This is a genomic window from Neobacillus sp. NPDC058068, assembly GCF_042885335.1.
Lineage (GTDB): Bacteria > Bacillota > Bacilli > Bacillales > Cytobacillaceae > Neobacillus.
This window is the reverse complement of the sequence record NZ_JBHVSI010000002.1, coordinates 280,508-294,089: the sequence shown is the minus strand read 5'-3', so window position 1 is coordinate 294,089 and position 13,582 is coordinate 280,508. Positions and strand designations below refer to the sequence as shown.

The following is a 13,582-nucleotide window of genomic DNA, read 5'->3' as shown; positions in this document are numbered from 1 at the left end:
TGGTCAAATGAGGAGTGGGAGACAATGGACTTAAATCGAATGACTGAACGATTACAGAAAGGATTAATGGACGCACAGTCATTAGCAGTGAAAAATAGTCATCAGGAGGTTGATGAACCTCACTTACTTTTGGCGTTAATGGAGCAAGAGGACAGCCTTATTGCTGCCATTCTTGAAAGGGTTGGATTGCCTGCCGAAAAAATAAAAAACAGCCTTCAGGTTTCATTGACTAAAAAACCTCAAGTTACAGGAGGCGGAGCCCAGCAAGGGAAACTTTATATCACGGCTAAGCTGCAAAAATTGCTGGTAAGTGCTGAGGAATTTGCGTCAAAGTTTTCCGATGAGTTTATCTCTGTTGAGCATTTCCTCTTGGCTGCTTCGTTTGCAAACGATACTGAGATGAGGAAGATTGTTAAGTTCTTTGGGAAAACAGCGGAAGAAATATTAAAAGCGATAAAGGAAATAAGGGGGAATCAACGAGTGACATCACAAAATCCGGAAGCTGGATATGATGCTCTAAAAAAATACGGCAGGGACCTCGTTGCCGAGGTAAAGGCCGGAAAAATGGATCCGGTCATTGGAAGGGACACAGAAATCCGCAATGTTATTCGGATTTTATCGCGGAAGACAAAGAACAACCCTGTCCTAATTGGTGAACCTGGAGTAGGGAAAACAGCGATTGTAGAAGGTCTTGCTGAGCGGATTGTCAGAAAGGATGTTCCTGAAGGTTTGAAGGATAAAACGATTTTTTCACTTGATATGAGCTCGCTTATTGCCGGCGCGAAATTTAGGGGAGAGTTTGAAGAAAGACTGAAAGCAGTCCTAAATGAAATCAAAAAAAGTGAAGGGCAAATATTGCTGTTCATCGATGAAATTCATACGATTGTTGGGGCTGGTAAGACCGAAGGAGCCATGGATGCCGGCAATATGTTAAAACCAATGCTAGCCCGCGGGGAGCTTCATTGTATCGGGGCAACAACACTTGATGAGCATCGAAAATATATTGAAAAAGACCCGGCACTTGAGCGGAGGTTTCAGCAGGTACTTGTCCAAGAACCGAATGTTGAAGACACCATTTCCATTTTGCGCGGCCTAAAGGAACGGTATGAGGTATATCATGGGGTAAAAATTCATGATCATGCCTTGGTTGCCGCAGCAACACTTTCAAACCGTTATATTACTGATCGATTTTTACCTGATAAAGCTATTGATCTTGTTGACGAAGCCTGTGCTCTGATTCGTACCGAAATTGATTCCATGCCGACTGAATTGGATGAAGTGACTCGCAGGGTGATGCAGCTTGAAATTGAAGAAGCTGCGTTAAGAAAAGAAAGCGATGAAGGAAGTAAACTGAGGCTTGAGGTTCTGTTAAAGGAACTAGCTGATTTAAAAGAGCAGCTGGATTTAATGAAGGCAAAATGGCTGAATGAGAAACAAAGCATTCAGAAACTTCAGGAGAAACGGGAGAAGCTTGAAAAACTCCGCAGAGAGCTGATTCAGGCCGAGGACAAATATGATTTAAACCGGGCAGCGGAACTTCGCCATGGGCAAATTCCATTAGCGGAAAAGGAACTTAAGGAATTGGAAGCAGATGCAAAAATGGGGGAACGGTTACTTCGCGAGGAGGTTACCGGGGAAGAAATCTCAAATATTGTATCGAGATGGACAGGAATTCCTCTCTCTAAGCTTGTCGAAGGGGAAAGAGAAAAGCTGTTAAAATTAGATTCCATTCTACATGAGCGAGTTATCGGTCAAAACGAAGCCGTCCGCTTGGTAACTGATGCCGTCCTCCGTGCACGGGCGGGAATTAAGGATCCTAACCGGCCGATTGGTTCATTTTTATTTCTAGGACCGACAGGCGTTGGGAAAACGGAGTTAGCGAAAGCATTGGCAGAATCGCTATTTGACAGCGAAGAACAGATTATTCGTATTGATATGTCCGAATATATGGAGAAGCATGCTGTTTCACGATTAATTGGTGCACCACCTGGCTATGTCGGCTATGAAGAAGGCGGACAGCTGACTGAAGCGGTAAGAAGAAGACCTTATTCGGTTATATTAATGGACGAAATCGAAAAGGCTCATCCGGAAGTGTTTAATATTCTTCTGCAAGCACTTGATGATGGGCGAATAACGGATTCACAAGGCCGGGTTGTCGACTTTAAGAATACTGTTATTATTATGACATCCAATATTGGATCGCATTTTTTATTAGAACGAGGCGAAAATGAGATTGAAATATCTGAAGCGACAAGAGATAAGGTGATGAGTCAGCTTAGGGTCCATTTCCGTCCCGAATTCTTAAATCGAATTGATGAGACCATCCTATTTAAGCCGCTGTCTTTAAGCGAAATTAAAAATATTGTTGTAAAGCTGATGAAGGAGCTTGAAAATAGGTTGAGGATTCAGCGAATTGATATTTCCATACGTGAGGATGCAAAAGAATTTATTGCTGTAAATGGCTTTAACCCAATCTATGGTGCAAGACCTTTGAAACGGTATATTCAAAGAAATATTGAAACCAAACTAGCTCGTGAAATTATTGCTGGGAGAGTAACGGACCAGTCAAAGGTAGAAATCACAATCGAAGATGGAGAAGTGGCATTAGTAGTGTATTAAAGCAAGATCATCCCAAAGAAAAAAGGTCATCCATAAGTATGGAAGACCTTTTTTGTTCACCGATTAATGATTTTCAACTGGCTTATTTGGAATCACAGCAGCAGCAATGAAAATCAAAATGGTTACCGCTACAGACACATAAGCACCAGGGAGAAAATCAAATTTCGCACCCGGAGTCATCGAACTAACTACGTAGGAAAGCATTTGTACTAAAAGAAAAGTCCAGAAAAATGTCCAAAAGAATCGCACTATTTTTCACCTCAAAACCTATTTTACATCTTCACTCATATTATCATATATTTTCGAAATAATAAACGGTTTATCGACAATTCAAAAAAAACGGCAGGACCTTTTCAAATATACATAAATAATAGGCAAACTACCTTTCAACTTTTATGAAATGGCATACAATATTCTGAGGAACTATGTAAAAGGAGATTTATCTATGGAAAATCGCAATTTTCAGATGGATACCCAATGGAATATTATTCATTACCCAGAAAAGCCCGCAGGATTTGGGGTTTTAATCATTGGAGATGAAAGGCATTTTGTCGATGAGAGTAAATGCTTTTGGACACAAAATGAAGGCAAACTAGCCTTTCTCGACCAACTAAAAGAAAAAGGGTACACCATTTTTTCCTCAAATCTTTATGGGCGAAACTGGGGGAGCGAAAGTGCTGTCGAGCTTGCGCAAAGGTTATACCAGTATGTCATTAGAAGTGAAATCCTTAATAATCAAATTCATATATTGGCTGAAGGAATGGGGGCTCTAGTTGCAGTACAATTAATGGAAAAGATGGAGGGGTGTATTAGGTCGGTGATCCTTCTTAATCCGACTCTTTCCTTAAAACATCATATTGAACAGGAAAAAGAGCATAAATTTTTTTATAAAAAATTGATGAGGGAACTTACAGCAGCATATAAAATGGACCAAAAAGCGCTAGAAGGCAAAATATCCAGCATGGAGGATACCGTTAGCCTTGAGTTTGACTTTCCAGTTAAGATTATTCATGTCCTGTCTGGCGGAAAATCGTATGCACAATCAAAACTATATCAACAAATAATTCGTACTCCAGAAATCCATCCTACCTTTATTCTTCCTGAAAAAAAACCACAGCTCGGCAAAATTTTTATTAAATTCTTTAAAAGTAATGAAACAGTCCTGTAGATATCTTCCTCTCCAATAAGAAATATTTCCTTCATGAACCGCATAGGATTCTATAAGGGCTAGATTTGGGGAGGAAGATTCAATGGACAAGGCTGTTATATTTGGTGTTTACGAATTTGTCAGTTTTCATGCTTGCAAAACACTGCTTAATAAGGGTGTAGAGGTTGTAGGCATTCATATAGATGATATAGAAAATAATTTTTTTCTTGAGGAAAAGAGACTTGAGATAGGCCGGAATGCAAACTATAGCGAACAAACATTAGCAGAGTTGGAAAATTACCGTGAGGAAGCCGATGTAAAAACGGCTTTTATTCTTTCGGTATACGATTTATATGTCCTCAACAAGGAAGCAATTTTACGAAAAGAAAAGGTAATAGAATCGATATTTCACTTTTTGGAACGTAATCAAAACAATATTGAATTAATCCTTCTATTGCCAATTCAAATGCTTGGCACGAACAGGGAGATAGAATTAACAGATTTCTTAAATAAAGTGGGGAGCCGGGTGAAGAATAGCCCAATGTTTTATTTACCAGCCATCTATGGACCCTGGCAGCCAAAGGCATTTTTGTTTCAGCAGGCGATTATTTCAAAATTCCAAAAGCAGGAACTCAGGATGGCAAACAGGGAATGGACTAATGATGTTCTTTATGTGGAGGATGCTGTAGCATCCATTTTTGAAATCCTGGAAACAAGAAATTACGGGGACTTTCCAAAAAGTTATCTGCTAAAAAGCGGGAAGAAGAGTTATTGGACCAGGTGTGCCGCTTTTCTTCATATAGAAGAAGCTTTGGTAAAATCCAACACTTGTGAACCATTGAAAGTGGATAATGAAATTGTCGAAGTTTCCGTAAACGTAACTTCCATTGAAGATTCAATCACCAAACAAATAGAACATGTAAACCGACTATTCCCAACTGGTTTGTAAAATAACCTGGAATTTGCTAATCGTAACCACTTTTAATAATCTCCAAAACTTAGGTTGGAGGAAACAAAAATAAGCTGCCGCCTTTGTGTGCAGCTTATTTTTTTTTCCAAATTTGTTGAATAAATGGATACACCTGTTGAAATAATGGCTTTAATTCTTGGACAGATTCCCAAAGGGTATCGATGTGCATCATGAGTTCCTCATAATTTATATTGGTTTGGTTGTTAACTTGCTCTTGATTTTGTACATGATGAGGATGTCCTCTCCTGCGTCCAAACATTAAAGCGGTGAACGGATCTAATTCCACTTTATCCTCTGATTTATGTTCTTCCAGGTCATCAATTTCTAGTTCATCTTCTCTTTCTAGACTTTCCCCTTCCTGCTCTTCCATTTTCAAAGCTTCCCCTTTCCACAAATGTCTTTTGTATTAGAATATGATAAAACGAATAAAAGGAATGTACGTTAGCGGAGTATAAAAAAGAAGAAACAGTTGCCTAACATGAGGTTCATTTGATAAAATTAGTACCAAGTCTTAATAATTGATATAAATCTAGATGAGCCAAATATAAAGGAGCTGGAACTTGTGAGAGCTGGCATTGTTGGAATTGGCAGGTATTTACCTGAAAAAATTGTCACCAATCATGATTTAGAAAAAATGATGGATACCTCGGATGAATGGATTCGTACTAGAACAGGTATTGAGGAAAGACGAATTGCAGCAGATGATGTTGATACATCGGATATGGCATTTGCTGCAGCTCAAAAGGCAATTGAAGATGCAGGAATTACCGCAGAAGAGATTGATTTGATTTTGGTTGCTACGGTTACTCCAGATACCCCATTTCCATCTGTTGCCTGCAGAATTCAAGAAAGGTTAGGGGCAGTGAAAGCGGCGGCAATGGATGTCAGTGCGGCTTGTGCAGGGTTTATGTATGGAATTGTGACAGCCAAACAGTTTATCGAGTCCGAAGTTTATAAAAATGTACTTGTAGTTGGTGTTGAAAAGCTCTCCAAAATCACGGATTGGAATGACCGCAATACAGCCGTTTTATTTGGGGACGGAGCTGGAGCTGCTATTATCGGACCTGTTTCAGGAGATCGGGGGATTCTATCCTTTGAGCTTGGTGCAGATGGAACAGGAGCTAAACACCTTTACCAAGACGAGTATATCATTATGAATGGCCGGGAAGTATTCAAGTTTGCAGTCCGTCAAATGGGCGAGAGCTGTGTCCATGTGTTAGAAAAGGCGGGTTTAACAAAAGAGGATGTTGATTTCCTCATCCCGCATCAAGCCAATATACGAATCATGGAAGCATCCAGGCAAAGATTAGAGTTGCCTGCCGAGAAAATGTCGAAAACGGTGCAGAAATATGGCAATACCTCTTCGGCTTCCATACCGATTTCGATTGTCGAAGAATTAGAAGCTGGAAAAATAAAAGATGATGACGTTATCGTCATGGTTGGCTTTGGCGGCGGTCTTACCTGGGGCGCTATTGCGGTAAGATGGGGAAAATAATTTCTGATATTATTAATATAGGGAAAGTTATAGAGAAAAGGAGATGTAAAAATGGAAAAGCGTAGAGTGGTTGTGACAGGTATCGGTGCGGTAACTCCGCTGGGACTCGATGCTGATACAACTTGGAAAGGTATTCTTGAAGGAAAATCAGGTGTAGGGCCGCTGACAAGGGTCAATGCAGATGAGTATCCGGCAAAGGTTGCAGCAGAAGTAACAGACTTTAATCCGGAAACGTTTATGGATAGAAAAGATGCCAGAAAAATGGACCGATTTACCCAGTTTGCTGTAGCATCCGCAATAATGGCAGTTCAAGATGCCAATTTAACGATCAATGAAGAAAACTCTCATCGTGTCGGTGTCTGGATTGGTTCCGGAATCGGCGGAATGGAAACATTTGAACAACAATATGAAATTTTTCAAAAAAGAGGGTACAAACGTGTCAGCCCATTCTTTGTTCCAATGTTAATTCCGGATATGGCAACTGGCCAGGTTTCAATTACTCTTGGGGCAAGAGGCTTCAATTCTTGTACCGTTACAGCCTGTGCAACAGGAACGAATTCTATTGGCGATGCCTTTAAAGTAATTCAACGCGGTGATGCCGATGTCATGGTATCGGGTGGTGCTGAAGCACCTATTACAAAGATGTCTGTGGCCGGGTTCTGTGCCAATACTGCTCTTTCTACCAATCCAGACCCGCAATCAGCTAGCAGACCATTTGATAAAAACCGCGATGGCTTTGTTATTGGCGAAGGTGCCGGGATTGTTATTTTGGAAGAATTAGAGCATGCCTTAGCTCGTGGTGCAAAAATTTATGCGGAAATCGTTGGCTATGGGGCAACAGGTGATGCCTACCATATTACTGCACCGGCCCCAGGTGGAGAAGGCGGTGCGCGGGCGATGAAAATGGCGATTAATGATGGCGGATTAAAGCCTGAAGATATTGACTATATTAATGCCCACGGTACAAGTACCGAATATAACGATAAATTCGAAACGCTGGCAGTGAAAGAGGTATTTGGCGAACATGCTTACAAGGTAGCATTGAGTTCTACGAAATCAATGACCGGTCATCTTCTTGGAGCAGCCGGCGGAGTGGAAGCCATCTTTACTGTGCTGGCAATGAGAGATAGTATACTCCCGCCAACCATTAATTATGAAACACCAGACCCGGAATGTGACTTGGATTATGTCGTAAATACAGCACGTCCAAAAGAAATTAAGGCAGCAATGAGCAATTCACTTGGCTTCGGCGGTCATAACGCAACGATAGTATTTAAAAAATACGAATAAAAATTAGGCTCGGCCAGACAAATTTCTGGCCGAGCTTTTTATATTTCTCATTCCCGCAAACAATGAACCTCTTTAAATAACATTCATAAAATGTTCAAGAGGGAGAACTTGCGGTGAATGGGGTGAAGCAATGGGCATTATTCGAACGGATCAATGGCTGCAAGAGGAATTTGACCGCCCAGTGAAACTATGCAAAAGGCTGCAGCCATATTTTATAGACCAAACAGCGAAAGGAATATATGATCAATTAGTGAGTTTTGGGATGTACCGGCCATCACGGCCCGCATTAAGCAATTTAAATTGGATGGTTGAACAAAAAGCATGGGATAATGTGGGAAAGCTTTTTCAAAAGTATAAAACTAAATGGAATGGCCCAGACATACCTGTATTTCTGTTTCCATTGGCCCAGAATCGAGGTTTTTTTATAAGAGAAGAAAAAAGCAAAGCTGGAGTATCATTCCCGGATAAAATGTTCCTTTTTCTTTCGCAGTATGAAGATCAGAAAGAAATCGAAGCACTTTTGGTGCATGAATACCACCATGTTTGCAGGCTCCGGATGCTCAATAAAAAAATGCAAGACTACACATTGCTCGATTCTATTGTCATTGAGGGGCTGGCAGAATATGCCGTATTAAAAAACTGCGGCCAGGAATATTTAGCTAGATGGTGCAATATGTATTCAGAAAAGGAGATTTCAAGATATTGGGAACAGTATTTGAAAAAACATTTAGGCAAGAAAAAGAATGAAAGAACACACGACGAACTTTTATATGGAGGCGGGAGAATTCCCAAATTACTTGGTTATGCTGTCGGGTATAATATTATTGGAAAATTTTATGAAGAGCATAATTATTCTACAAAACTATCTTTTAAAATTCCGGCAGAGAACTATCTATAATTGAAAGAAACTCAAAAATGAAAAGCCTATCATTTCGGGCTTTTTTTGTTTTTAATAGTATGAAAGTTAACAATTCTATAAAAAAGTCTTGCAATTGTAACAATTCTGTAATAGAATTCTATATAATTATAACGAATAAACAGAATAATTCAAAAAAAGTAAGAAGGTGTATTATGAGCACAAAAAAAATGCTGCGTAATGAGGCACCATTGCTCGAAGTGAAAAATTTAGAGACTGCCTTTGATATTGAAGGAACCGATTATAATGCAGTAGATAATGTTTCATTCCAAGTAAAGCCGCGGCAAATTGTCGGAATTGTTGGTGAGTCTGGCTGCGGAAAATCTGTTATGAGTTTATCGATTATGAAGCTGCTCCCAAAAGGAATTGGGAAGGTCAAGTCAGGTGAAATCATTTTTGATGGCATAAATCTCGAGAAGATGTCTGAAACGCAAATCAATAAAATCCGCGGGAAAGACGTTTCGATGATTTTCCAAGAGCCAATGACCTCTTTAAATCCTGTATTCACAATTGGCTATCAGCTGCAGGAAGTTCTTTTTAATCATATGAAGATTTCCAAACAGGAGGCGCGTCAGAAAGCAATTGCGCTATTAAAAAGTGTTGGAATCTCACGGCCTGAAAAACTTGTCGATGAATATCCGCATCAATTATCTGGCGGAATGAGGCAGCGGGTTATGATTGCGATTGCGATTGCCTGCCAGCCAAAATTATTAATCGCTGATGAGCCGACAACGGCTCTTGATGTAACAGTTCAAGCACAAATTCTAGAGCTTTTAAAAGAGATTCAAGCCGTAAATGATATGTCCGTCATTCTAATTACCCATGATTTAGGGGTAGTAGCGGAAATGTGTGACGAAGTCATCGTGATGTATGCCGGGAGGATTGTCGAACGTGCAGACGTCGATACTCTATTCCATAACCCGAAACATCCATATACCACTTTACTCTTGGGAGCTATCCCGAAAATGGATGAACAGGAAGAACGATTAAGCTCGATTCAGGGGATCGTTCCATCGCTTACGAATATGCCTAAAGTTGGGTGCCGATTTGCCCATCGTTGTCCAAAAGCAATGCCAGAATGCTTTACAGTGACCCCTGTACTAGGAGATGTCGAACAGGACCATGAAGTTGCCTGTTTGCTCTATGAAACTAGTAAACCTAGAGAAGGGGTGAAATAATGAGTACAACTTCTATACATAAAGGGAAAGAAAAAACTTCCACTGATTCTGAAAATCTATTAGAAATCAAAAATCTTAAAACCTATTACCCTGTCAAAGGCGGGTTTTTCAAACGCACAGTAGGCAATGTAAAAGCGGTTGATAACGTTTCTTTTGAGATAAAGAAAGGAGAAACGCTTGGACTAGTAGGTGAATCTGGCTGCGGAAAATCAACTGCAGGCCGGACGATTTTACGGTTATTAAGACCAACTGATGGAAAGATTATCTTTGATGGTAAAGATATTACCAAAGTGTCTGGTAAATCACTAAGGGATATTCGTAAAGATATGCAAATGGTCTTCCAGGATCCATATGCTTCCTTGAACCCGATGCAAATGGTAGGAGATATTATCGCCGAACCGATTTACAACTTTTCTAAGAAAAGCAAGGCTGAACTAAAGAATGAAGTCATGGATTTATTAGATAAAGTCGGGTTGCCGCCAGATGCTTATTATAAATATGCACATGAATTTTCCGGCGGTCAGCGTCAAAGAATCGGAATAGCCAGGTCTCTAGCATTACGTCCGAAATTAATTATCGCCGATGAACCTGTTTCGGCACTTGATGTATCCGTGCAATCACAGGTCTTAAATCTATTAAAAGATTTACAAAAAGAATTTGATTTAACATTTTTATTTATCGCACATGACTTAAGCGTTGTTAAACATATGAGTGATCGAATAGGAGTAATGTACTTAGGTAATATGGTTGAGGTAGCGGATAAAGACCTCCTTTATGCAGAACCTCTCCACCCATATACACAGGCTTTAATATCGGCGATTCCATCTCCGGACCCAAGGATAAAGAAAGAAAGAATTATTTTAAAAGGTGATGTGCCGAGCCCAATCAATCCGCCTTCTGGATGCCCGTTCCATCCGCGCTGTCCAATGGCAATGGAGGAGTGTTCGAAGACAAAACCTGTATTAAAGGAGGTGAAGCCATCTCATCGAGTAGCTTGCCACCTTTATTAAAAAAGCGGAGGCGCCAAGGCGCTTCCGCTAGCCAGTAATCAAATTTATCCAAACAAAATTTTACAGGGGGGAAACAAATGAAGAAGAGAAGTATGTTAATGCTTGCTGCATTAATGCTTGTCCTGTCAGCATTTTTGGCAGCATGCAGCGGCGGCGAAAAAGCAGGTACGAAGGATAAGGAAAAAGACAAAGATAAACCAGCTAGTGGTGAAACAGCTGATAAACCGAAGGATGGCGGTACATTAGTGTACGCGTTAGACTCTGCACCGGATGGGAAGTTTAACTACTCATTCTACGGAACAGCTACAGACTCAGAAGTAATTGAATTCTTTGATGAGAACTTAATTAAATTTGATGACAAACTGAAGCCGCAGCCTCATATTGCATCTTGGACAACTGATGACAATAAAGTTTATAAGTTTGAAATTAAAAAAGGTGTTAAATGGCATAATGGCGATGAATTATCCGTTAAAGACTGGGAATTCGCGTTAAAAGTAGTTGCTGATAAGGACTATGATGGCCCGCGTTTTGAGAACGTTGTAAATATTGAAGGTGCTCAAGATTATCACGATGGTAAAGCAACAGAAATCTCTGGTATTAAAGTAGAAGATGATTACCATATCCAAATTACATTTGATAAAGCACGTGTAAACAACTTGGAAAACCTTCACACATATCCAATGAACCGTAATGTATTTAAAGGTATCGCTGTAAAGGACATGATGTCTTCTGAAACAGTTCGTACTAAGCCTGTTGGTTTAGGACCATTTAAAGTAGCAAAAATCGTTCCTGGGGAATCAGTAGAAATGGAACGCTTCGACGACTACTTCGGCGGAAAGCCGCATATGGATAAAGTTGTCATAAAAGTAATCGATCCATCTCTATCTGTTGGCGAACTTAAAAATGGTACGCTTGATATGACTTCTTTCCACCCAAGTATTATTGATCAAGTAAAAGCTCTTGATAATGTAGACGCAGTAACATATCCTGGCTTAAGCTATTACTATGTTGGTTTCAGAATGGGTACATGGGATGGCAGCAAAAACGTAATGAATGAACAAAAATATCAAAACATTAAATTACGTGAAGCAATGTACTATGCACTTAACCGTGAAGAGTGGGTTAAAGCGTTCTTCTTCGGTGTAGGTAAACCAGTTAACCGTCCAGTCCCAACAAATCACTGGATTGCAGCTGACAATAATGACCTAGAACAATTCGAGTACAATCCTGAAAAAGCGAAACAATTGTTAGATGAAGCTGGCTATAAAGATGTTGACGGCGATGGCTTCCGTGAAGATCCGAACGGCAAGAAATTTGTTGTAAACTTCGCTCACTACGCAACCCAAAACCCAACATTTGAAGCTCGTGCAAAAGCATTGACTCAATATTGGGAAGAAGTGGGCTTAAAAACAAAGCTTACTATGACTGATGCAAACCTTTACTATGACATGCTTGAAAAAGCAGATAAGTCAATGGAAGTATTCTTCGGCGGTTGGTCAACTGGTTCCGATCCAGATCCAACACCGCTTTGGAGCTCTAAAGCACTTTGGAACTATCCTCGCTGGGTAAATGCTGATAGCGATAAATTCCTAAGTGATGCTATTGATATGAACGTTGTTGGTACAGATGCCGATAAACGTAAAAACCTATATGTAGATTGGCAGAAACTATTCATGAAGGAGCTCCCTGCATTACCGATTGCTGAGCTTGAAGAAACGATGGCAGTAAGCAAGCGTGTTCAAGGTGTAACATTTGACGTGTCAGGTAAGAACCGTCCAAATGAATGGTGGATTAAGCAATAATCGAAGCAGACTAATATGTAATAGACTTGTGTTAAATGCTTAATATGATTTTATTCAACACTCATGGATGTTCAATTGGGGTGAGCTTGAAGGTGTATTCTTTCAATACTTCTCCCAATTGGACTGAGCCTTGAGTTACATACACCACTGTGAAACATAAGTTTATAGACAAGGAGAATGCACATGCTGAAGTATGCATTTCGAAGAATTTTGGGCATGATTCCGATGTTATTTCTAATCTCCATTGTAGTCTTTACCTTGGCAAAGCTAATGCCGGGGGATTCTTTTTCAGGAGAAATCGACCCAAGAAACACAAACCCACAATATATTGCTGAAATGCGGGAAAAATTAGGATATAACGACCCATTACCAAAGCAATATTTTCGCTGGATTGGCAATTTCGTTGAAGGAGATTTTGGTAAGTCAGCGCGTTATAAAATAAAAGTATCTGAGGTAATTAGTGAACGCCTTCCGAATACATTATTACTAGGCTTTTCTTCCTTAATAATTACATATATCCTTGCCTTCTTTATGGGATTATATGCTGGCAGAAAACCATATACAGTTGCTGATAACCTAATCGGAGGATTAAATTATTTAGGTTTATCGATTCCATCCTTTATCGCCGGGGTATTTGCCATCTTTCTTTTTTCCTTTACGCTTGGATGGTTTCCGTCCAATGGCTCGATTGATATCGGCATGACAGAGGGTACATTTGAATATTGGTTAAGCCGTCTTCACCATGTATTTTTACCAGCCGTCGTCTTAGGATTATTAAGTACGGCAAGTTACACGCAATTTTTACGCAATGATATTATTGAAAATAGCCGGAAAGATTTTGTCCGCACAGCACGTGCGAAAGGGACAGCAGAAAAAAAGATCTACAATGTTCATATTTTAAGGAATTCAATTATTCCACTTATTACATTTTTAGGGTTTGATTTAGTAGCCATTATTAGCGGTGCAATCATAACTGAAACGATTTTTACTTATCCCGGTCTAGGACAACTATTCTTACAATCCGTTGGAACAAGGGATTATCCAGTTTTAATGACGTTGACAATGTTATTCTCCTTCTTAACACTGATCGGCAACCTTTTAGCTGATATTTTATACGGTGTTGTAGATCCGAGAATTAGGTTAGATTAGGGGGAA

General features: G+C 39.9%; 12 protein-coding genes. 10 read left to right on the top strand and 2 right to left on the bottom strand.

Translation table 11 applies throughout. From position 1 onward, the window contains the following. The first annotated feature begins 24 nt into the window (after nucleotides 1-24). On the top strand, nucleotides 25-2,619 hold the full coding sequence (clpB, locus tag ACFVSW_RS03715) for an ATP-dependent chaperone ClpB (protein WP_387312322.1): 2,595 nt from the start codon (nucleotides 25-27) through the stop codon (nucleotides 2,617-2,619). A 63-nt stretch (nucleotides 2,620-2,682) separates the two neighbouring features. Here clpB and ACFVSW_RS03710 read toward each other — a convergent pair whose 3' ends face one another. Continuing rightward, nucleotides 2,683-2,868, bottom strand: coding sequence for a DUF2929 family protein (locus ACFVSW_RS03710; RefSeq protein ID WP_387312320.1), 186 nt, complete (start codon nucleotides 2,866-2,868; stop codon nucleotides 2,683-2,685). Nucleotides 2,869-3,064: 196 nt separating this feature from the next. Here ACFVSW_RS03710 and ACFVSW_RS03705 point away from each other — a divergent pair, with 196 nt between their 5' ends. Continuing rightward, nucleotides 3,065-3,787 (top strand): hydrolase, encoded by a 723-nt coding sequence (locus ACFVSW_RS03705; RefSeq protein WP_387312318.1) that lies wholly within the window; start codon nucleotides 3,065-3,067, stop codon nucleotides 3,785-3,787. Between the two features lie 82 nt (nucleotides 3,788-3,869). After that, nucleotides 3,870-4,715: a hypothetical protein gene (locus tag ACFVSW_RS03700; protein ID WP_387312316.1), complete on the top strand. Its 846-nt coding sequence runs from the start codon at nucleotides 3,870-3,872 to the stop codon at nucleotides 4,713-4,715. A gap of 94 nt (nucleotides 4,716-4,809) precedes the next feature. Here the strand turns inward: ACFVSW_RS03700 and ACFVSW_RS03695 are convergent, their stop codons facing one another. Then, nucleotides 4,810-5,106, bottom strand: a complete 297-nt coding sequence (locus tag ACFVSW_RS03695; RefSeq protein WP_387312314.1) for a hypothetical protein — start codon at nucleotides 5,104-5,106, stop codon at nucleotides 4,810-4,812. A 192-nt stretch (nucleotides 5,107-5,298) separates the two neighbouring features. Here ACFVSW_RS03695 and ACFVSW_RS03690 point away from each other — a divergent pair, with 192 nt between their 5' ends. The 7 genes from ACFVSW_RS03690 to opp4B all read left to right on the top strand — a co-directional run bounded on the left by ACFVSW_RS03690 (nucleotide 5,299) and on the right by opp4B (nucleotide 13,576). Further along, a complete protein-coding gene (locus ACFVSW_RS03690; protein WP_387312312.1) occupies nucleotides 5,299-6,231 on the top strand; it encodes a beta-ketoacyl-ACP synthase III in 933 nt (310 codons plus the stop codon). 51 nt (nucleotides 6,232-6,282) lie between these two features. Further along, nucleotides 6,283-7,521, top strand: coding sequence for a beta-ketoacyl-ACP synthase II (gene fabF, locus ACFVSW_RS03685; protein ID WP_387312310.1), 1,239 nt, complete (start codon nucleotides 6,283-6,285; stop codon nucleotides 7,519-7,521). A 130-nt stretch (nucleotides 7,522-7,651) separates the two neighbouring features. Next, on the top strand, nucleotides 7,652-8,419 hold the full coding sequence (locus tag ACFVSW_RS03680; RefSeq protein ID WP_387312308.1) for a DUF2268 domain-containing putative Zn-dependent protease: 768 nt from the start codon (nucleotides 7,652-7,654) through the stop codon (nucleotides 8,417-8,419). Between the two features lie 173 nt (nucleotides 8,420-8,592). Then, nucleotides 8,593-9,615 carry an ABC transporter ATP-binding protein gene (locus tag ACFVSW_RS03675; protein WP_387312305.1) on the top strand — a complete coding sequence of 341 codons (1,023 nt, stop codon included), beginning with the start codon at nucleotides 8,593-8,595 and terminating at the stop codon, nucleotides 9,613-9,615. Continuing rightward, the gene (locus ACFVSW_RS03670) at nucleotides 9,615-10,625 is read left to right on the top strand and encodes an ABC transporter ATP-binding protein (protein WP_387312303.1); all 1,011 of its coding nucleotides are present in this window, start codon (nucleotides 9,615-9,617) and stop codon (nucleotides 10,623-10,625) included. The genes ACFVSW_RS03675 and ACFVSW_RS03670 overlap by 1 nt, the downstream gene beginning before the upstream one ends. Before the next feature lie 77 nt (nucleotides 10,626-10,702). Next, nucleotides 10,703-12,427 (top strand): oligopeptide ABC transporter substrate-binding protein, encoded by a 1,725-nt coding sequence (opp4A, locus tag ACFVSW_RS03665; RefSeq protein ID WP_387312301.1) that lies wholly within the window; start codon nucleotides 10,703-10,705, stop codon nucleotides 12,425-12,427. 183 nt (nucleotides 12,428-12,610) lie between these two features. Then, nucleotides 12,611-13,576, top strand: coding sequence for an oligopeptide ABC transporter permease (opp4B, locus tag ACFVSW_RS03660; RefSeq protein WP_387312298.1), 966 nt, complete (start codon nucleotides 12,611-12,613; stop codon nucleotides 13,574-13,576). Nucleotides 13,577-13,582 lie beyond the last annotated feature (6 nt).

Coding starts and splice junctions, on each gene's coding strand:
- clpB (WP_387312322.1), top strand. CDS start 25: ATGGACTTAAATCGAATGACTGAACGATTACAGAAAGGATTAATGGAC.
- ACFVSW_RS03705 (WP_387312318.1), top strand. CDS start 3,065: ATGGAAAATCGCAATTTTCAGATGGATACCCAATGGAATATTATTCAT.
- ACFVSW_RS03700 (WP_387312316.1), top strand. CDS start 3,870: ATGGACAAGGCTGTTATATTTGGTGTTTACGAATTTGTCAGTTTTCAT.
- ACFVSW_RS03695 (WP_387312314.1), bottom strand. CDS start 5,106: ATGGAAGAGCAGGAAGGGGAAAGTCTAGAAAGAGAAGATGAACTAGAA.
- fabF (WP_387312310.1), top strand. CDS start 6,283: ATGGAAAAGCGTAGAGTGGTTGTGACAGGTATCGGTGCGGTAACTCCG.
- ACFVSW_RS03680 (WP_387312308.1), top strand. CDS start 7,652: ATGGGCATTATTCGAACGGATCAATGGCTGCAAGAGGAATTTGACCGC.
- ACFVSW_RS03675 (WP_387312305.1), top strand. CDS start 8,593: ATGAGCACAAAAAAAATGCTGCGTAATGAGGCACCATTGCTCGAAGTG.
- ACFVSW_RS03670 (WP_387312303.1), top strand. CDS start 9,615: ATGAGTACAACTTCTATACATAAAGGGAAAGAAAAAACTTCCACTGAT.
- opp4A (WP_387312301.1), top strand. CDS start 10,703: ATGAAGAAGAGAAGTATGTTAATGCTTGCTGCATTAATGCTTGTCCTG.
- opp4B (WP_387312298.1), top strand. CDS start 12,611: ATGCTGAAGTATGCATTTCGAAGAATTTTGGGCATGATTCCGATGTTA.